The sequence below is a fragment of the Moraxella sp. CTOTU48268 genome (assembly GCF_032069585.1).
Lineage (GTDB): Bacteria > Pseudomonadota > Gammaproteobacteria > Pseudomonadales > Moraxellaceae > Faucicola > Faucicola cinerea.
In genome coordinates this window covers 1-19,101 of sequence record NZ_DAMALV010000044.1, presented here as the reverse complement: position 1 = coordinate 19,101, position 19,101 = coordinate 1, and the positions used below count along the sequence as shown (strand labels likewise).

Below are 19,101 nucleotides of genomic sequence, written 5' to 3'. Positions count from 1 at the left end.
TAGCGTCGTACATTTGGCGCGCATGGACAGATAGCAAGGCTATTTATATTCAGCGCAGTGATTTGCCAAAAGACACCGCAAAAACGCTGTTAGCAGCGCTCAACATCACCGAGCTTGACTTAACATTTGACCAAAATATGCGCCCTGTATTGGCGTATGTGTCAGGTGGTATTGCAAAACTGTACTGGTACGATACCGTTAGTCAATCTCAAATCATCACCGACTTTCCAGAAGCCCAAAATCCACGTGTGTCGTTAGACGATAAGCGCGCTTTTAACACCGCCAATTCTGATGTGATTTTTGCCTATATCAACAACGACCAACTTTGCTGTCGCTATCAACGTGAACGCTACGGCATCGAGCACGTATTACACCAATTACCACCCAAAACCGAGCTTGTCAAAATCGGTATGGGTACTGCTAACCGTTTTTTATTTGATACCAAGGAGCCAAAATGACCCCAATTATCGCCACCGCCTTAGCCTTACGGGCAAAAATTGATGAGACCGACCCAGCCTCATTTACCAAGTCAATCAGCAATGTCGCCATCTCAACGGTGGACGGCATCAGTTACCCACGCACATGGGACTTGGAGGACCCAGACACCGAAGTCGGCTACTTAAACGCCAATGAAGTCACCAGTCTCATCCAGCACGAGGGCTTTCGCTTTTGGGGCAATCGCACCTGTAGCGACGACCCCCGCTTTGCCTTTGAGACCACCACACGCACCGCCCAATTTTTGCTTGATACCATCATTGCAGGCTGTTTTCCCTTCATTGACAAGCCGCTCACGCCTATTTTAGCCCGTGACATCATCGACAGTATCAACGCAAAGTTACGCCAATTCGTCGCCAAAGGTTGGCTCATCGGTGCAAGCTGCTGGTACAACGAAGAGATTAACAACCCCCAAGACTTAAGCCAAGGCCTTATGTATATCGACTATGACTATACCCCTGTGCCAACGCTAGAAAACTTGTTTTTGAACCAGCGTATCACCGACCGCTATTTGGTTGACTTTAGCAAACTAATCGCCCAAACGGCGTAAGGATAAAGAAATGGCAAAACAACTCCCCGCTGTACTTAAAAACTACAACGTTTTTGTCGATGGCGATAGCTACGCAGGTACCGCCAAGACAATTGAACTACCCGAAATCGTCAAAAAAACCGAGGAGTATCGCGGCGCTGGTATGATTGGTGACATCGACCTTGATATGGGTTTTGAGAAGATGGAAAGCACCATCACCTACACGGGTGTTGACAGCCGTCACTTTGCTCAATTGGCAAAGTGTGGCGTCAGTGATTTACCAATTCGCTATGTCGGCGCTTATGAACGCCAAGATATTTGCAAACACGTTATCCGCGAAGTCTATATGCGTGGCTCGCTCAAAGAGTTTCAGCTCGGTGAGATGGAGCTAGGCAGCATTAACGAGCAAGAGTTGCTGTATGGCGTCACTTATTTAAAAGTCGTTGATGACGGCTTTGAGCTATGCGAAATCGACCTTGTCAACGGCATCTGTATTTTGGGCGGTGTGGACAAAACCAGCCAAATTAACGCACTGCTTGGTCTGTAACCGCTATTTTATCAATGGGTTGGGTGCGTTCTACGCACCTTGCTAAAAAAAATTAATAACAATTTTTAGGAAACTATCATGTCAAAAGACAATCAAACCCAAGACTTACCAACCGCTATCGTGCAAAACCCCGACATTGAAACCGTCACCCTTGACACACCGATTGTCCGTGGCGACACCGTCATCAGTCAAATCACTATTCGCAAGCCAAAGGCAGGGTCATTGCGCGGCTTATCGTTGACCGATGTTCTAAAACTAGAATTTGATGCCATTGCCAAACTCGTCCCCCGTGTCGCCTCCCCTGTACTCGTTGAGCATGACTTGGCGGATATGGACTTGGCAGACTTTACCAAGGTAGCCACAGCGGTGGTGGGTTTTTTCGCCAGTCCAGCGGAGCGAGCCAAGGCAAAAGCGAACCTAGAATCCCAGTCAGCATAGATGACGTGATAGCAGACCTTGCCGTGGTGTTCCATTGGTCGCCCGATGTGTGCGATCAGATGGATTTAGCAGAGCTGATGATGTGGCACGACAAGGCAAGGGAACGTTCAGAAACCAAAAAATAATCTTTAAAGGGGCAATATGGCAAATCTTGATTTATCCGCGACACTCGAACTCATTGACCGTATTTCTGCCCCTTTGCAGTCTATCGTTGCTCAATCTGAGCGTTTGAACCAAGCTTTTGACAAAACTACAGCATCGGTTGAGCAATTCAACGAGACATTATCAAAGGTTAATAGTAGCCGCCTAAACGGTCTTAACCAACCGCTCAATCAAACCAATTCATTATTTTCAAAAGCTCGTGAACACGCACGGGGACTTGCCAGTGATTTAAAACTGGTATTTAGTGCCATTGTAGGCGTGCAAAAAAAAGCGGACAGCTTATCAAAATCATTTGCCGATTACCGCAAAGGTCTGCGAGAGCAAGCGATGGGCAGTATCGCTAAGATGGGCGGCGCAGCTGTCGCAGGTTATCAAATACTCAAACCTGCTATTGCATTTGATAAGCAAATGAGTGCCACGCAAGCGGTGCTTGAGCTAGATGCCAAGTCAAGTGAACTAGCCATGCTCCGCAATCAAGCTATCACTGAAGGCGCACGTTCTGCATTTTCAGCCAGCCAAGCCGCCCAAGCACAGTACGAACTTGGTGCAGCGGGTCTCAACAGTCAGCAAGTCTTTGAATCGTTAGCAGGTACATTGGACTTAGCCGCAGCAGGTCAATTGGAAGTTGCCCGTGCTGCTGAAATCTCAGGTGGCGTACTCAATGCCTTCGGTATGCAAGCAAAAGAAATGGGGCGACTTGGTGATGTGATGGTATCCACCGCCAACAAAACATCCGTCGGCATAGAAGATATCGGCGAAGCCATGAAAATGGCAGCACCTGTAGCTAAGATGTACGGGGCAAGCCTTGAGCAAACTCATGCAGCTATTGGACTACTTGGTAATGTGGGCATTAAAGGCTCAGACGCTGGTACAGGCATCAAAGCTATTATGGCGCGGCTTGCTACATTGCCAAAACCTGCTAAAGACGCACTTGACACAATCAAAGTTAACCCGGTCAATAAAGATGGCACAATGAAAGACTTTGGTGCCTTACTCAATGAAATACGCACCAAAACAGAAAAACTATCAACTGACCAGCGCATGGATATCTTTAAAGGTATCGCAGGGCAAGAGCATTTTAGCAAGCTAGAACCGCTCGTTGCTGCCACAGGCGTACTTGATAAAAACACAGGCCAAGTCGTCAATAAATTCACCGAACTGACTAAACAGCTAGAAAATTCTGCTGGCGCTGCCAAAAAGGTCGCTGATATCCAGATGGATAACCTCGCAGGTGATATTGACCAGCTCAAGGGCGCATGGGAATCCTTTTCAATCGCGCTAGGCGGAAAAGGCGGCGTACTCAATGCTACCCTACGCTCATTTGTGCAAGGATTGACCGATACTATCAATAAAATCACGGCGTGGGCGCAAGCTAACCCAGAGCTAGTCAAAACTATTGGTAGTTTGCTACTTAAATTCATCAAGTTAAATCTGATTTTGTTTGCTATCAAATACAGCGTGGCACTGGTGCTAGGTTCATTTTTCGGTATGCTTGCTCACTTTATCAAGTTCGGTGCAATGATGATGCTGGTTAATGCCATATTGGCAAAATTTGGCATTAGCTTTTGGGGCAAGTTTAGGCTCATGGGGCAGGCGGTAATGATGTTTGCGCGGTTATTTGGTCGAGCGTTTATGTTTTTGGCGCGTCAATCTATCCCATTTGTAATTACTGCTATCGGTCAATTAGCAACCGTATTACTGACCACCCCTGTTGGCTGGGCAATTATGGCAATCGCCGTGGCAGCCTTATTGATTTATAAATACTGGGCACCTATCAAGGCGTTTTTTATCGGATTTTGGGACGGGTTTAAAGCAGGTCTAACACCGTTGATGACCACGCTATCAAGTTTATGGTCTATGTTGGGTGAGATTTTCAGCCCACTCAAACCAGTGATTGATGCAATCATTTGGGCAATTCAAGCACTTGCCGCAGCCTTTATGTGGCTAATTACGCCTGCGCAAACTACCCAAGCGCAACTTGCAGGGGCAACCAGTGCGGGACAATCGTTTGGTATGATATTAGGCACAATTGTCGGACTCATTGGACAGGTGGTGGCAGGACTCGTCGGCGCCTTGGCTTTAGGACTGCAAACTATTGGTCAAGCTATCGGCACTTTCGCCGCGATGGTCGTCGTACATGGGGGGCAAGCGGTTGCCTATGTTGCAAGCCTACCCGGTCGATTTATGGCATTTTTAGCAGGACTACCCGCTCAGATGTCAGCCATGGGCGGTCAGATTATGGATGGACTCAAAAACGGCATTATGAGCCGTATAAATGGCGTTGTCTCAAGCATACAATCCGCAGCGTCAAGGATAAAATCCGCTTTTGCAGGAATGATGGGTATCCACTCCCCTAGCCGTGTATTCATGGGTTACGGCGACAACATCATGGCAGGGCTTAACAACGGCTTACTTGCCAATAATGCCCCATTGCAGTCAATGATTCGCACATCCGACAATTTGCGCAGTGCGATGGATACCAGTCAAATCAAATTTGACACCCGTAAGCCCATTACCGCATCAATGGCAAACGGTGGTTATGCCAACGCCCAGTCAGCGGCGCCAATTAATATCAATATTTACCCACAGCCCAACCAATCACCTGCCGACATTGCCCAGCTAGTCGCCCAAGAACTGGCTAAAGCAAAACTAGGGCAAACCACAAATAACACCGCTTTATATGACTTACCACAGGCTTGGACATAATGATTTTATCGTTAGGACAATTTGTATTTAGCGTCGACACGCTCACCTTTAACGAGCTACAACGCTCCCGCAGTTGGAGTTTTGCCAGCAACGATATCGCGCAAGGCAGACCCCAATACCAATTTACAGGCACGGGCGAAGAGACGATATCAATTCCGTTTTTGATATACCAGGAACATGGCTTTGGCAATCGCCAATCGGTGGATGACTTGGCAGAGATGGCAGATACAGGTGCAGGATATGTACTAATAGATGGCAGCGGCTATATTTATGGGGTATTTGCTATTGATAGCATCGATGATAACCGTAGCTTTTTGACAATCAATGGTGTACCGCGCAAAGTTGACGGCACACTCAAATTGACACGGGTTGATGACAACCGCATCCAATCCGACAAAGCCCCTGATAGTGGCTTACCAGAAACCCAGCAATACTAGGAGTCATAATGTTAGTTTTTAACATGAACAGCATAATTAGAGTAAAAATTAATGATTTTGGTCGTCAGACGTTAGCAGAATATTATGATTATGCAATATGTATGAATTGGATGAGTGACGAGGATTATCAAAAACTCATGAAACCAAAAGAAGACGGATTTTACCACTTTCAAATGCACCAATTCATCAAAATATTTGGTGACAAAATATCGCTTGGAAGCCTACCAGCGATAGAAGGTTGCCGTATATATCTTGAGGAAAAAGACTTGGAAAAAGTAGACGATGCTTAGAACCCCTATCATTCGCCTAACAGCCGACAACGAACCGCTCGACACTGCTATCATGTCACGCCTCATGGATTTATCCGTGACGGATAACAAATCAGGCGATGCCGATGAGCTGTCTCTCACACTTGACGACCACGACGGCAAAATTGCCATGCCAAAGCGTGGCGTCAAACTGCAATGTTGGATGGGTTATATCGATGCCGGTATCCATGACATGGGGATATATACGGTCGATAGCGTTGAATGGGGTGGCACACCCGATACCATCACTGTAAAAGCCAAATCAGCTGATATGAAAGGAAGTCTTAAGTCTGGACGCACCCAAAGCTATCATGATAAAAAATTGGGCGAAATTGCCAAAGAAGTCGCCACTCGTCATGAGCTGAAACTTGCTATGACTGACTACTTGATGAACATTGAAGTCGGGCATATCGATCAGACCGATGAGTCCGACCTACACTTACTGACGCGGCTTTGTTGGCAGTTTGGGGCGGTCGTCAACGTCAAACACGGTAAGTTACTTATCTTCCAGCCGTATGAAAATAAGACCGTCTCTGGGCAACCGCTTACGCTGACTGTACTAAAACGTGACAAGGGCGACCAGTTCCGTTTCAGTATTGAAGACCGACAAGGTGACGTTGATAACGTACAAGCCACTTACCATGACGCCAAGCAAGCCAAGAAAGTAACGGTCAACACCGACAAGGACGGGCAAAAAGCCAAAAGATTAAAGGGCAATTTTAAGGATGAAAAAACTGCTACCGCCGCCGCCAATGCTGAGAAAAAACGCATCGAGGGTGAACAAGGCAAATTTAGCATTAACTGTGCATTTGGTTATCCAGCAATTAGTACTGAATCGCCCATTGAGCTTCAGGGGTTCAAGATTGAAATTGATAGTTTGAAATGGACAGTGGACAAAGCCACGCATAGCTATAGCAAATCGCAGGGATTAACCACGCAGCTTGACTTGACCGCACCGATAAATGGAGAGTTTGGCGCCAAACCTGTTGATAAAAAAGATAGTAAAGCCGCTATTTAACGAGTTTTTGTTAGCTATAATTATGCTAAAATAGTTATGCTTGGGTGTGTCGAGATAAGCCAACTTCCCAGATTGGACGAATAAGACTGCCGTCTCATCGTGTACGGATTTCAGCCCCAAGTTCCACATAATTTAATTAATAAAAAACCTTGCTATTTAGCAAGGTTTTTTTATTTATGAAAAATTTAGTTTTGTCAATTAATTTAATAATAATTAAAATTATGGCAAATTTTATGAATAAATATGTTTTAAATCAGTAACTTATTTATCTTTTATTGACACTATCAAATTTCAGTAACTAATTCAAGACTTGTTATACTGAGATTTATTTGGATATATTATAAGAACAGGCGTACGTTGATTAAACAATTTACTAATTAGAAAATTAGCTTAAAAAAACAAGGAGAAACTATGAAACGTTAAAAATAGAAAAGCCCAAGATTAGCGGTCAAGGGCTTTAGATTATTAACCCCCCTTCAAAAGGTCAATAACTTATGAAAAAGTATACCAAGACCGAAGTACAATTGCATCCAAAAAATGGATTAAGAATTTCTGGTGAAATTCCAAACTTTCTAATCATATGTATTGGTATATCAATTGTATTGGTTTTTGCTCTACCTTATTTACTTGCTATATTATTAAAGTAACAAAAAACCCTGCCTATGTGGCAGGGCGATTCTCATTAACTACCAACGAATTTTCCAATAATTATATTTCCAGTCTTTAATCCAAGTAGTAAACAACAATATTAAAGCCATAATTCCGAAACCAAATAATAAAGTTCTCTTAAATGGTAATAAATCCATTGAAGGTGCATTTGGTACTAAGACCAAACTATCAGGAGTATGTGTCAATCCGTATAAGCATACAGCAAAAAAAACACAACCGATAACCATTCCTCGCAGGCCATGAACCATTAAGATTAGAAAGCCATACCATAGATTTGAAAAAAAATTATTCATCATGTTAACTTATTTCTTCCATAGAATTAATGTTATATTGTCAACAATTTAGCAAAACAATTTTGACAATTCAACAATATTTTAATGGGCTCTAATTATGGATAAGTTGGCGAAAAAAGCTTTAATTTTTATTATTAATACAATACGTTGGATATTCGGTTCATTCTTAGCTTTGGGTGCACTAATAAATTTCTTTCAGCACCCACTAGCCAACTTGATTCTGTTTTTTAGCGCCTTGGCTATACTCCCACCCGTTTCCGTTTGGATCATGAACAAATTACGCAACAGAGTAAAGAGCAATGTCATTGCAAGCATTGGATTTATCTTATCAATTATTGCGTTAGGCAGTTCAGCCCCAACAACAAGTAATACCACACAACCGCAAGCACTAGTCGCAACACCCCAGAATAACTCAGCAGCTAAGCCTGAGCAGCAAACGCCGCCAATTATCGTCAAATCCAATCCGACTACCCAACAACCGCCAATTGAACAACCGATAGCAATTAAAAGTGACGCTGATATCAGTTGTAAAGTCGTTGGTATATCTGACGGCGACACGCTCACCTGTCTCACCAATGACAAATCCCAAATCAAAGTACGTCTTAACCAAATTGACGCCCCAGAAAAATCACAAGCCTTTGGTACCGCCGCCAAGCAGGCATTATCTGGCTATGTTTTTGGCAAAACAATTGGCTTAAAAACCAATGGTACCGATAAATATGGACGTACTATTGCTGAAGTGTTTGTCGGCGATAAAAATATCAATAAGGCAATGGTAGCCGATGGTTATGCTTGGGCATATCGTGAATACATGACGGATAACGACTATGGTGACCTAGAGACTAGCGCACGCTCAGACACCAAGGGTTTATGGTCAGAACCTAACCCAATCTATCCAAGTGATTTTAGACGGGGCAAACGTGGCGAACAGACCGCCCCTGTTCAAACGCAAACCATTACCCAGCAAGTCGAGCAAAAGGCCATTGCAGATTCAGGGAGCAGTTGTGGCTCAAAACGATATTGCAAACAAATGACAACCTGCGCTGAGGCACGCCATTATTTGAATGATTGTGGTGTGAGTCGACTGGATAGAGATGGTGATGGTGTACCGTGTGAAAGTATATGTAATTAAAAACCGCCAATTAAGGCGGTTTGATGGTAAAAATTAGCTTAAATTTTATAATTCCATTTAGAAAATTCCTAAAACTGCTTCACGTTGCACTTGAGAATTAATCGTTTTTTTATGTGTATAAAATGAATCAGATCGACGCACATCATCAAGCTTAGTTAAAAGTTCTGAACGCTCACGAATCGCCTTTTCTTGAGCATCCCTCAGCTTCTGAGACGGTTGATAAATCATCACCTGGGTTAACGGTTGGTGTAGACTCTTCATCATTTATTTCCTCATTTAGAGTTTGCGTTTCATTATGGGCTTTTGCTAATTCAGCTAACTCATTTAAATCAATATCCGTGCAAAATACATCTTGGCTATTAACCATATTGCGAATTGCTACATCTATTTGCTTAAGTAATTTAATTTCTTCAGCATTTGGTGCTCTTACAGCCTTAAAGATTTGTTTGGCTTCTTTTCTATCAATCACAAAACTATGGGAAGGATAACCAGCAACTAAATTAAAAACGCCATCATCGTACAAATTATTAAACTTTTCCTTAAGTCTATTGCCGTACTTGAAAGCAATTTCTGTTGCCCGTTGTATCTCACCAAGCCTTAAAGGATCAATCTGAGCGTAGATTGGAGCAAAAGTACCAACTGTAATTTGGGATGCAGCTTCTGTAGCTAATTTTGTTGATAGTCTAGTCTGTGTCTTTATTTTTATAGCTATACTATTAAACATATCATAAGCTTGTTGAGATAGTACATCAAATCCTTGCGTAATATCCATACCAGAAGACCTTTCAAAAAGTTCATCCGATTTGGCGATTTGAACATCCAACGGACCTAGCTCACCTGTATCAGATAACACCAATTCTTTAGCACCAATAGCAATAAGGGTTCCTGCTGATTTGCAGTAATGCGGAACATATAGACTGATACCGCCCTCGAAGTAGTGCTGAAGGCATCTTGCTATTCTAAACCCCGCATCTGGATCGCCACCGTAAGTTGACAGCACTAAATCCACTTGCCTTGGATGGTCAGCTGAAAGGTTTTCACATACCTTAGTTATTCTTTCATAACCTTGACGATTAACTTCGCCAAAATAGACTATAGTAACTGAATCCTTGCTATTAATTGACATATCAAACCCTAATCGATGGATGATTCATTTATACTAGTATCATTTTGAGCCATATATGCAGTCCTAGCATATCCATCATTAGCAACATGCAGACAACGCTCGAAAATGTTTAAAATTGAATGTTCTGGATTATCAGCCAAATCTTTAGTAGCCCCTAATTCTGGATTTGAGTATAAACCACTAACAATCATTTTCGTTAGCTCGAGTGCAACGGTTAAAGCTTCAGGGTGTTTAGTGTATGTTTTATCACTCATTTATAATCTCCAATATTTGTAAATTAAGTTTTTGCTAATTTGTCAACAATATAACAAATTAACTTGCAACCGACAAACAAAAGATTTATGATTTACTCACTACTAAACAATCAGCGGTTCGAAAATCACCCCGTTAGCGTGCTTTTTTTGTGCCTAAAATTTACCAAGCCATTGTTATCATTATGGCATTGGTGGATAATACGCACGTCAAAAACGTCTTATGACGGGTCGAGAGAACCGAATAAAATACCCTTTGGGAAATAAGTTCCGCCGCCTGATTGCGGTAGTTGAAGCCCGTCGCCTACTATGCGACAAATTAACTAAACAATCAGGAGGTCATCATGACCACAATCACCTTGGCAACCAAGCCAACCCTATTAAGCCAAATCAAACGTCGCATCTACGGCATACCACACCGTCGCCATCGTGCCAAGCGCATCGAAGCGTCCCAGCGTACCATCATTGACCACCTCACCAAACCCACCAACCGGGTATACACCCCATTACCTGTCCAATCTGCTACCCTATGGCGCATGATTAACAATGCCATTATCTCAGGGCAGTTAGATTTAACTACGCTTACCGACCGCCCAAGCGAGCTTAAAAAAGGCTTACTTTACCTATCATTTGAGCGTATCAGTGGCCTATTAGACGACATATCGTTACCCATAGCTGATCTAACGAGCCTCGAATTTCGCACCATCATGACCTTATTGGGTGGTGTCGAAGCAGAGATTATCAGTGAGCAATCAATCGATACCACGGGTCAAGGTGAGCCACGCCTTGCCTACCGTCTACCCATCGCCACGCTAATCAATCTCAATCAATCAATAGTTAAAGCCCAATTAGCGGAGGTGGCATAATGGACATGATGACTGACACCCAAGCCACTCAACTCATTGATATGTTTAAAGCAGAATTGGCACGTCGTGGTCTATCCCATGCGGAACGCTTACAACGCTTTAGCGGATTTTTAACCTGTATGTGCCATTTTGCGGCGATTGAAGGCTATCAAATGCGGGATATCTTTACCGAGTATGAAAAAAAATTATCATGCGAGCCGAAGACATCAAAATATGACGACGCTATGGTACTAGTCAACCGCCTCAAAGCCTATCTGGCAGTTGACCGCTACGGACAAGATAAAGTGCAGACAATGAGAGGATACTTATTGGCACTCCAGCATCAAGGATTGATTGACCCGTGGATGGCTTATGACATCATCACCAGTTATGAAAAGGAGCTTGCCAATGTCTAAGCTCCCCATTGCTCGCACCCATATCGCAGGAAAACGTCGCTTTGTTTTTTATCTCAGCGACATCGTTAAGCATATCAACGACTTAACAAACGATAACAATCCACATGACAAATCATGTCGTGAGATCAGCGTTGAAAGATTGCAGGATATGGTTAAGACGGTTAAATTAAGAGAACAACAAGATTATATTTACGTGCCAAATCGCGATGACACTGCCTTAAATTTATCAGCGACGCAAGCACTATTGATTATTTATGGTAATAACACGGCAAGCTATGCAGAGCATGAAGCGGCTTGGACGATGTTTCACCAAATCACTGACTTTATACAAGGAGTAAAATAATGACCCCCAATCAAGCATCCATCAGTAGCGAACTATTGCGTATCTCAAGCTATGCGGGGGTCATGTCACGATTGGCGAATAATGGCAACAGCACCAAAGTAGACACAGCGCAATTACAAACCATCTTTTCTGATATCGCCAAAGTCACAGGTTTAGCATATGCAGAAATTCAATCTATCATTAACGATGATTGCCCATTCGTCGATAATTATGATAAGCCACCAATGCCATCTCAAACAGGCAACTAAATAGTTAGTTCCAGAAAAACCCTTGTCACCTGACAGGGGTTTTTTTATAACAGTGACTTCGCCATTTTCATAAGTCGCTCACTATCATCCTTGGGTAGTTTGCGATAGATCTCAAGCCAAATTTGCTCAGACTCTGTCAAATCTGATGACGCTTCATCCAAACGTTTACCCGTCAGTATATAACCCGCGTCATAACCCAATTCAGCAAGCTTCAGCAAAAACTCTACATCAGGCGACCGTATACCATTTTCATAGTTACTAAAGGTTGAAATCGCCACATCAATTTGCTTCAAGACATCCGTTTGCTTAAGACCTAATCTTATACGTTCGCTCTTTAGCCGCTCACTTACGATTTTTAAGTTTTCATTATTCATAATAATACCCATTGACTTATGATTTTTCGTAAGTCATAATAATCTTTGTTAATTTGTTAAAAATCTAGCAAAAACATTTTAACACCTTTTCTAACCAACCCTTTAAAAAAAGGACAATCACGATGACAACCAAAATGTTAGCGGTGCGTACCCCTGAAAGCATGCACACCTACCTCAAAGTCACAGCCTACAAAAAAGGCTCAAGCATTCAAGAATTGGTCAATGAGATATTAGCCGACCATCAAGCAAAAGACCCAGAATACCAAGGCTCTCTTAATGACTTGGTCACTGACTCCCTTACCGCATTGGCATCAATCACCCAAGATGAGGAGGTGTCTCGTGGCGTATAGACAGTATCAAAATATCCGCGACCATCGTATCTATGCCTACCTCAATCAAAAAGAGCTAGACGCATTTTTAGAAGCTATGCGCATCCAGGATTTAGCCGTTCAAGGTAAAGCAGCACGTCAGATGATTGTGGAGAGAAGCCAACAAATCATCGCCGAGCACCGTAAGAATAACCCACAGTCAGCGATGAAACAAACTGTGAAATATCACCTGCCACACGGTGGTTTTACCGTGCTAAACCCAACCAAGCAATAGAGGTCGTATGTCAACGGCATATATCAGATGTCCGCATTGCGGTAGCAAAATGACTACCGCACGGCACCGTCAGATGAATGAGCTATTAAAAGAACTGACAGCCACTTGTCGCAATGCAGATTGCTTATTCAGTGCCAGCGTCTATGTCGAGATAGCAAGACAAATCCAACCAAGCCTTGCCCCAAAACCTGAAATAACGGGGCAGCTCCTAAAAGGACAACCACGATGAGTATTAATGCCCAAGTCGTCTCGCGTCTGAAATCCGAGTACGGCTTTAAGCAAGTCGGCGAATGGCTACGTGAAGGCGTTTGCCCAGACTGTAGTAAAAAGTCACTTTTCACCCATGCCCATAGCCCCCGTATCGTCAAATGCGGACGGCTCAATAAATGTGGTTTGGAAATCCATGTTAAGGAACTATTTGACGATCTATTCAAAGACTGGTCAAAAACCTACGTCCGCACTGAAACCAATCCCAACGCCGCCGCCGATGCCTACCTTAAAGAAGGCAGAGGCTTGGATATCAGCAAAATTAAAGGCAGCTACTCCCAAGAGTCATATTTTAGCAATCAGCTAAACCTAGGCACTGCCACGGTGCGTTTTGCCTTACCCAACGGTGGCTGGTGGGAGCGTTTTATCGACCAAGCAGACCGTTTTGACAAAAAAGCCAATTTCAAATATGGCTACAAAATTAATGGCTACTGGTGGTGGCACCCTGCAAACGCTTTGATGCCAAAAGAAATATGGATTTGTGAAGGTATCTTTGATGCTATCGCATTAGCAGAGCATGGGCTTGCCACTGTCAGCCCACTAAGCTGCGTTAATTTCCCAGAGAATTCATTATATGAATTAAAGGCAAAATACGATGAGAAACGCCAAACATTACCAACTCTTGTATGGGCTTTTGACAATGACGCCGCAGGGCAACGCTACACCAAGCAATTTATCGAACAAGCCAAAAAAATCGGATTTGAGAGTGCCGCTGCCCAACCGCCGTATGACAAACACAAAAAGCTTGACTGGAACGACCTGCACGAACTCGGGCAACTAACAGACGAACATCTCAAAAAATACCGCTACTTTGGTGACTTGCTTACCGCAAAATCACCGACCGACGCAGCGGTCATCCGCTATATGCACACCAAGCTATCACAATTTTACTTTGAGCATGGTAATCGCACTTACTGGTTTGAGCTTGACACAGCCAAACTATCCAAACTCATTGATGTTGAAGCACATGAGATTGAAGATATGTTAGGGGATATTCAAGGGGAAGATGAGCAGATGGCAAAGTTTGTTCGCCAGACATCGTCCACCCATGAGATTTTAAATGCCAAACTCGAAGCCCTGTATTTTCAGCGAAACGACGTTACAGATGAATCCTGGTACTTCACTCGAGTCACCACCAACAAAGGCGACAAGCAAACCACTATCACAGGCGACCAGTTATCTAGTCCCAGTAAATTAAAACCGCGTTTGTTATCGGTTTTTGCTGGTGTACTTTGGACAGGGTCAGCTATGCAATTAGATATCATCGCCAAGCACCAAATGGAGGGACTAAAAGAAGTCAAAACCACGGACTTTATTGGTTACGCCAAAGAACACCAAGCCTATATCTTTAATGATGTGGCAATATCCAAAGGCAAAGTCGTCGCCAAAAACAGCCAAGACTATTACAAAATCGGTCGCCTTGAAATCAAATCATTGGCCAATGACCCTGTATTGCACATCAACACCAAAGATAAGCCTGATTTTAGTTGGTGGCATAATTTTCATCGCGTTCGCGGTGCATACGGTACGATTGTCATGGCTTGGTGGCTTGGCACTTACTTTGCCGAGCAAATCCGCGGACTTGATCGCTCATATCCATTCTTTGAATTGGTAGGACAAGCAGGCGCAGGTAAATCACGTCTGCTTGAATTTATGTGGAAACTGTCAGGTCGAGAAGACTACGAAGGGTTTGACCCATCCAAATCTACAAGCGTGGCGGTGTACCGCAACTTTGCCCAAGTCGCAAACCTACCTATCGCCCTAATCGAAGGCGACCGTAACGACGAAGACGGCAAAGCCAAATCATTCAAAACTTTTGAATGGGACTCACTCAAAGACGCGTTTAATGGTCGCTCCATCCGCTCTAAAGGCGTTAAAAACAATGGCAATGACACTTACAGTCCGCCATTTCGTGCCGCCGTGATGATATCCCAGAATGAAGAAATACAAGCCAGTGAGGCGATGCTAACCCGTATCATCCATGTCAAATTGACACGGGATGGTCAGACGCTAGAGACCAAGCACATCGTCGACAGCCTTGATCGATTGCCCATCGAGCTAACCAGTCGCTTTATGGCGCATGCACTGAAAAATGAACAAGCGATTTTAGAAACTTACCAACAGCGAATCCGTATGTATGAGGCACGCTATCACGAGTTTGGTGTTACCCATACTCGTATTGCCCTCAATCATGCACAAATAGCCGCCATGATTGACTGTTTGCAAACACATGTACTGTCTGGATTGATGACGGACCAACAAGCCGAGCAAGCCAAGCAAGCATTATTTGAAATGGCGCAAACCCGAGTTCAACGCTTACAAGCCGACCACCCAGATGTTGATAAATTCTGGAGCGTATTTGAATTTTTAATGTCAACAGGCAAGTTTGTTTGTCATACCAATATAAACGACCCAAGTCGAAAAATTGGTATCAATCTCAACCATTTTTATAAGGTGGCAAGGGAAAATTACCAAGACTTACCAGACATCACCCAAATGAAACGCCTGCTAAAAAATAGTAGCCGTTATAAATTCGTTGATAGCAATATCAGCGTTATGTCAGTAATTGATGGCTTTAAAACCATGAAGTGCTGGATTTTTACTAAACCTACTGAATAGGAAAAATACGATGCAAATTGAACAAGTTCTCGAGAAAGCCAATGCTGGCGAACAAGACACCAATATCTACCACATCGAATTAAAAGACGAATGGAATGAGGTCGAATTGTCTTTTGATGCAGTGGTAAACATGCCGTACCAGCATTGGCTAGACATGCACCAGTTTTGGAGTGGTCATGTAGAAAGCCTAAAAAAGCAAAAAGGTGATGTTATTAAAAGGGTTTTACTCGGATACGCTTACATTGTCGCTGATTACTGCATTGGTCGTCAGTTTTGGACAGAAGTAGGTGTCAATAGAGAAATAGCAGAAAGAGAAGGCTATAACCCTAAGCCTTGGGTAGAAATCAAAAATATAGACTTCGATTTTGAAATGGATTTAGTAATTACCGATTTTTCAGTTAAGGACAAAAATGATGATTGATTTTCACTGTCCACACTGTAATCACCCCGTCGATGCGTGCCAAGAATCCCTGTATGAATGTTGGCATCATGACAGGGATACATTCGAATATGAATGCCCGAAATGCGAACAAACGTGCCAAGTCACGCCACAAATCAATGTAATTTATGAGGTAAAAGACAATGACTGACATTATCGACACCGCCAATGACGTCGCCCAACAATCCATCGAGCGAGCCATTGCCAACGCCCCAAAATTCAATCGCCCGTCATTGACAGAATGTAAAGACTGTGGCGAACAAATCCCACTAAAACGGCAACAACTTGGCGGCGTGACTCGCTGTATTGACTGCCAAGAATACCATGACAAGAAGCACCGACATGGCAACTAAGACATTAGCACTAGGCATGCAGGTATTTAAAAAATATCAGCCATGCCCATGCGATGTTTGCAAAAACTATCGACCTGCTCACCTCTGCATCTATATCCCAGAAGTGGGCATCATCTGCGACCAATGCCAAGTAAAACTTTCACAGGACACCAATCATGAAAATGCAGCTCTTCAAATCCCGTAGCGACATCTTTTTAAGTGCCAATATCAAAAATGTTGTCAGCCACATCAACGCCATCTCAGAACCAGGCACACTCAAAAGCGTTGAGCAATTAGATCGCGATACCTTAATTCGTATGGACGGCAGATTGTTTGACCTGCACGACTTAAATCGTTATTACCAAAACAAAGCTCGTAATGAAGGCTTTACCTTCGGTGACGATTTATCAATACGGGTTAAAGGTAAAATTGTGCCTGTTGTAGCCGATAAGACTAGAACCCTATTGCATATTTTTATCGACAAAATAGCTGAAGGTCAGACCATCCTTGCTTACGATGATTACGCCAAAGACTACACCAAACAGCAATTCATGACAGCCATTAAGCGAATCACAGATAAAATGGAAGTACACATCCAGCGTGAAGATAAAAAATACTATCTGAAACTGCCGTTGGCGTATCGTATCACCAAAAAATCACCAAATGATCACCAAAAAATCACCCATCTCACACAGCCAGTAATTAGCGAATTATCAATGGCTTAAAAGTCCACTGGTAAAAATATCACCAAATCACCTTTATTTTTTATCACCACAAAACACGGTTAAATAACCGTGTTTTTAACCCTTCGTTTGTCCCAAAAACGCGCGTAAAAAGACCTATCCAAATCTGAAATTAAGGATACCTCATGCAAAAAATATCATCAGGCATTGAACCGCTCAAAACCGCCATCAGAATCTGGTGGAAAATCGACGGTGAGCGTTACCGCGAGACTATACATAACAGCCCACCCACCGATGCCAACCTTGCCGCCGCCAAAGCCACTGCCGACATGATAGCCCAGCAACTACGCATGGGTATTTTTGACCGTGATACCGTATTCCCCGACTCATCAAAACGCGCTGACCGCTATTTTGGATACTATATCCACCAATGGCGAAAAGTTGAGACCAACAAAGTCGCCAAAATATCGTTTGACACCTATGACAGCAAAGTCAAAACCCACATCGAACCATATTGGGGCATGAAACCTATCGCTAAGATTGGCGTAGAAGAGATAGAGGAATGGGTTTATAACGTGCTATTACAAAAACTCTCTACCAAAACGGTCAAAGAAATTCTCATGCTATGGCGCAAAATTTACAGCTACTGGGCAAGACATCAAAAAACCATCAACGACCCAACCAAGTACATATCACTAGGACAAACCGACCCAGATGATATCGACCCATTTGACCGCGACGAAATAACAAGGATATTAAACTACCCAACGACCCCTACCCTGCATAACCTTTATACAGTCATGCTATGGAGCGGATTATCATTCCACGAACTGATAAGTTTAGCGGTCGAAGACGTAGACCTAGAAAAAGGCTGCTTATTCGTCAATCGCAGTTTTGTTCGTGACCAATACCGGGTAACAAAAAACCGCCGCCGCAAACGCCAAGTTGATTTATTGCCCGAAGTTATCAACGCCTTACAATCACAAATCAACCAAGTCAAAGACAATCCCAAAAATACAATCGCTATCACAGACCGCGACAACAAAAGGATAAAATCACAATCGCTCACTTGGCTTTGGTATGATGAGATCAGCCATTTTACATATAGCCAGTTATCAAGACGATGGACTGCCCATCTTGACTCCTGTGGGGTTAGATACCGACCTGTCAATAATGGCAGGCACACCTATGCAAGCCAAGTGTTGTCGACCGGTGCTATCACTGCCGAATGGTTGGCAAACCAGCTTGGACATACCAACACTGACATGATTCACCGTCACTACGGCAAATTTATTCCCAAGGACGCAAACCACATCATAAAAAACCTAGCCAACGCCCTGCAATAATTTCACCACGAAAAAAAGCCACTCAAAACGAGTGGCTTAATTTTTTGCCCTTATTACAGCCCATATAAACACAAAAACCTCACAACTGCAAAAACAGCGCGAGGTCTTATATACCAACGGTTATTATTAACTATTCTAAAACCACTCAGCCCATGAAAATCACCTTCGTGGGCTACACACTTCGCAAACCGTTGCTATAAGCGGGATATATGGTGGCGATGAAGAGACTTGAACTCTTGACCTCACGATTATGAGTCGTGCGCTCTAACCAGCTGAGCTACATCGCCATGTTTGGCAAATTTGCAGGATTTAGGCAAAATTTTGAAAGTATTTCTTGCCTGTCATGGGGTGCATATTATGCGTATTTAACCCTATGTCGTCAAGCATTTTGTCACATTTTTTTCATTTTTTTAAATTTTAATTTTTTGCCCGTCATGGCTGAGCATTGCCTGACTGCTGGCTTCAAAATCACTTG

General features: G+C 43.2%; 26 protein-coding genes and 1 tRNA gene. 22 read left to right on the top strand and 5 right to left on the bottom strand.

Annotation, left to right across the window (positions count from 1 at the left end; genetic code table 11):
- The 9 genes from RT143_RS11110 to RT143_RS11070 all read left to right on the top strand — a co-directional run.
- On the top strand, positions 1-458 hold a 458-nt coding region (locus tag RT143_RS11110), incomplete at its 5' end, for a hypothetical protein (RefSeq protein WP_313093093.1).
- Positions 455-1,045: a phage tail sheath C-terminal domain-containing protein gene (locus RT143_RS11105; RefSeq protein WP_313093092.1), complete on the top strand. Its 591-nt coding sequence runs from the start codon at positions 455-457 to the stop codon at positions 1,043-1,045. The genes RT143_RS11110 and RT143_RS11105, both read left to right, overlap by 4 nt.
- 10 nt (positions 1,046-1,055) lie before the next feature.
- Positions 1,056-1,571, top strand: a complete 516-nt coding sequence (locus RT143_RS11100) for a phage major tail tube protein (RefSeq protein WP_313093090.1) — start codon at positions 1,056-1,058, stop codon at positions 1,569-1,571.
- A gap of 78 nt (positions 1,572-1,649) precedes the next feature.
- Positions 1,650-2,009 carry a phage tail assembly protein gene (locus RT143_RS11095; RefSeq protein WP_313093088.1) on the top strand — a complete coding sequence of 120 codons (360 nt, stop codon included), beginning with the start codon at positions 1,650-1,652 and terminating at the stop codon, positions 2,007-2,009.
- 5 nt (positions 2,010-2,014) lie between these two features.
- Complete coding sequence (locus RT143_RS11090) at positions 2,015-2,134, top strand: GpE family phage tail protein (protein WP_227715493.1); 120 nt, start codon at positions 2,015-2,017, stop codon at positions 2,132-2,134.
- Positions 2,135-2,150: 16 nt separating this feature from the next.
- Positions 2,151-4,877 carry a phage tail tape measure protein gene (locus RT143_RS11085; protein ID WP_313093087.1) on the top strand — a complete coding sequence of 909 codons (2,727 nt, stop codon included), beginning with the start codon at positions 2,151-2,153 and terminating at the stop codon, positions 4,875-4,877.
- Entirely contained in the window at positions 4,877-5,314 is a 438-nt protein-coding gene (locus RT143_RS11080; RefSeq protein ID WP_313093085.1) for a phage tail protein, read from the top strand. Before RT143_RS11085 ends, RT143_RS11080 begins: the two co-directional genes overlap by 1 nt.
- Before the next feature lie 8 nt (positions 5,315-5,322).
- The gene (locus tag RT143_RS11075; RefSeq protein ID WP_313093083.1) at positions 5,323-5,604 is read left to right on the top strand and encodes a hypothetical protein; all 282 of its coding nucleotides are present in this window, start codon (positions 5,323-5,325) and stop codon (positions 5,602-5,604) included.
- The gene (locus tag RT143_RS11070) at positions 5,597-6,640 is read left to right on the top strand and encodes a contractile injection system protein, VgrG/Pvc8 family (protein WP_313093081.1); all 1,044 of its coding nucleotides are present in this window, start codon (positions 5,597-5,599) and stop codon (positions 6,638-6,640) included. Before RT143_RS11075 ends, RT143_RS11070 begins: the two co-directional genes overlap by 8 nt.
- Before the next feature lie 686 nt (positions 6,641-7,326).
- On the opposite strand, the gene RT143_RS11065 is transcribed toward RT143_RS11070, so the two are convergent.
- Positions 7,327-7,605, bottom strand: a complete 279-nt coding sequence (locus RT143_RS11065; protein WP_313093080.1) for a hypothetical protein — start codon at positions 7,603-7,605, stop codon at positions 7,327-7,329.
- 265 nt (positions 7,606-7,870) lie between these two features.
- Here RT143_RS11065 and RT143_RS11060 point away from each other — a divergent pair, with 265 nt between their 5' ends.
- Entirely contained in the window at positions 7,871-8,734 is an 864-nt protein-coding gene (locus tag RT143_RS11060) for a thermonuclease family protein (protein WP_313093078.1), read from the top strand.
- A gap of 172 nt (positions 8,735-8,906) precedes the next feature.
- Here RT143_RS11060 and RT143_RS11055 read toward each other — a convergent pair whose 3' ends face one another.
- Both RT143_RS11055 and RT143_RS11050 read right to left on the bottom strand, forming a co-directional pair.
- Positions 8,907-9,860, bottom strand: coding sequence for an SDH family Clp fold serine proteinase (locus RT143_RS11055; RefSeq protein WP_313093077.1), 954 nt, complete (start codon positions 9,858-9,860; stop codon positions 8,907-8,909).
- Between the two features lie 8 nt (positions 9,861-9,868).
- Positions 9,869-10,114 (bottom strand): hypothetical protein, encoded by a 246-nt coding sequence (locus RT143_RS11050; RefSeq protein WP_313093076.1) that lies wholly within the window; start codon positions 10,112-10,114, stop codon positions 9,869-9,871.
- A gap of 341 nt (positions 10,115-10,455) precedes the next feature.
- Between RT143_RS11050 and RT143_RS11045 the strand changes: the two genes are divergently transcribed.
- From RT143_RS11045 to RT143_RS11030, 4 genes are read left to right on the top strand one after another with little or no spacing between them, the layout of a single operon-like run.
- A complete protein-coding gene (locus RT143_RS11045; RefSeq protein ID WP_313093074.1) occupies positions 10,456-10,977 on the top strand; it encodes a hypothetical protein in 522 nt (173 codons plus the stop codon).
- A 5-nt stretch (positions 10,978-10,982) separates the two neighbouring features.
- On the top strand, positions 10,983-11,372 hold the full coding sequence (locus tag RT143_RS11040; protein WP_313093073.1) for a hypothetical protein: 390 nt from the start codon (positions 10,983-10,985) through the stop codon (positions 11,370-11,372).
- Positions 11,365-11,715: a hypothetical protein gene (locus RT143_RS11035; protein WP_313093071.1), complete on the top strand. Its 351-nt coding sequence runs from the start codon at positions 11,365-11,367 to the stop codon at positions 11,713-11,715. Before RT143_RS11040 ends, RT143_RS11035 begins: the two co-directional genes overlap by 8 nt.
- On the top strand, positions 11,715-11,963 hold the full coding sequence (locus tag RT143_RS11030; RefSeq protein WP_201664425.1) for a hypothetical protein: 249 nt from the start codon (positions 11,715-11,717) through the stop codon (positions 11,961-11,963). The genes RT143_RS11035 and RT143_RS11030 overlap by 1 nt, the downstream gene beginning before the upstream one ends.
- Before the next feature lie 44 nt (positions 11,964-12,007).
- On the opposite strand, the gene RT143_RS11025 is transcribed toward RT143_RS11030, so the two are convergent.
- Positions 12,008-12,337, bottom strand: a complete 330-nt coding sequence (locus RT143_RS11025) for a helix-turn-helix domain-containing protein (RefSeq protein WP_313093069.1) — start codon at positions 12,335-12,337, stop codon at positions 12,008-12,010.
- 122 nt (positions 12,338-12,459) lie between these two features.
- Here RT143_RS11025 and RT143_RS11020 point away from each other — a divergent pair, with 122 nt between their 5' ends.
- From RT143_RS11020 to RT143_RS10985, 8 genes are all read left to right on the top strand, one after another.
- Positions 12,460-12,687: a hypothetical protein gene (locus RT143_RS11020; protein ID WP_313093067.1), complete on the top strand. Its 228-nt coding sequence runs from the start codon at positions 12,460-12,462 to the stop codon at positions 12,685-12,687.
- Positions 12,677-12,940 (top strand): hypothetical protein, encoded by a 264-nt coding sequence (locus tag RT143_RS11015; RefSeq protein WP_313093066.1) that lies wholly within the window; start codon positions 12,677-12,679, stop codon positions 12,938-12,940. Before RT143_RS11020 ends, RT143_RS11015 begins: the two co-directional genes overlap by 11 nt.
- Before the next feature lie 7 nt (positions 12,941-12,947).
- Positions 12,948-13,169, top strand: coding sequence for an ogr/Delta-like zinc finger family protein (locus RT143_RS11010; RefSeq protein WP_160002107.1), 222 nt, complete (start codon positions 12,948-12,950; stop codon positions 13,167-13,169).
- On the top strand, positions 13,166-15,826 hold the full coding sequence (locus tag RT143_RS11005; protein WP_313093064.1) for a toprim domain-containing protein: 2,661 nt from the start codon (positions 13,166-13,168) through the stop codon (positions 15,824-15,826). The genes RT143_RS11010 and RT143_RS11005 overlap by 4 nt, the downstream gene beginning before the upstream one ends.
- Before the next feature lie 10 nt (positions 15,827-15,836).
- Complete coding sequence (locus RT143_RS11000; RefSeq protein WP_313093063.1) at positions 15,837-16,247, top strand: hypothetical protein; 411 nt, start codon at positions 15,837-15,839, stop codon at positions 16,245-16,247.
- A 161-nt stretch (positions 16,248-16,408) separates the two neighbouring features.
- Positions 16,409-16,618, top strand: coding sequence for a TraR/DksA C4-type zinc finger protein (locus RT143_RS10995; RefSeq protein WP_313093061.1), 210 nt, complete (start codon positions 16,409-16,411; stop codon positions 16,616-16,618).
- A gap of 155 nt (positions 16,619-16,773) precedes the next feature.
- Positions 16,774-17,322 (top strand): glutathione S-transferase family protein, encoded by a 549-nt coding sequence (locus tag RT143_RS10990; RefSeq protein WP_313093059.1) that lies wholly within the window; start codon positions 16,774-16,776, stop codon positions 17,320-17,322.
- Positions 17,323-17,465: 143 nt separating this feature from the next.
- Complete coding sequence (locus RT143_RS10985) at positions 17,466-18,626, top strand: Arm DNA-binding domain-containing protein (protein ID WP_313093057.1); 1,161 nt, start codon at positions 17,466-17,468, stop codon at positions 18,624-18,626.
- 210 nt (positions 18,627-18,836) lie between these two features.
- On the opposite strand, the gene RT143_RS10980 is transcribed toward RT143_RS10985, so the two are convergent.
- A tRNA-Met gene (locus tag RT143_RS10980) sits at positions 18,837-18,913 on the bottom strand.
- Positions 18,914-19,101 lie beyond the last annotated feature (188 nt).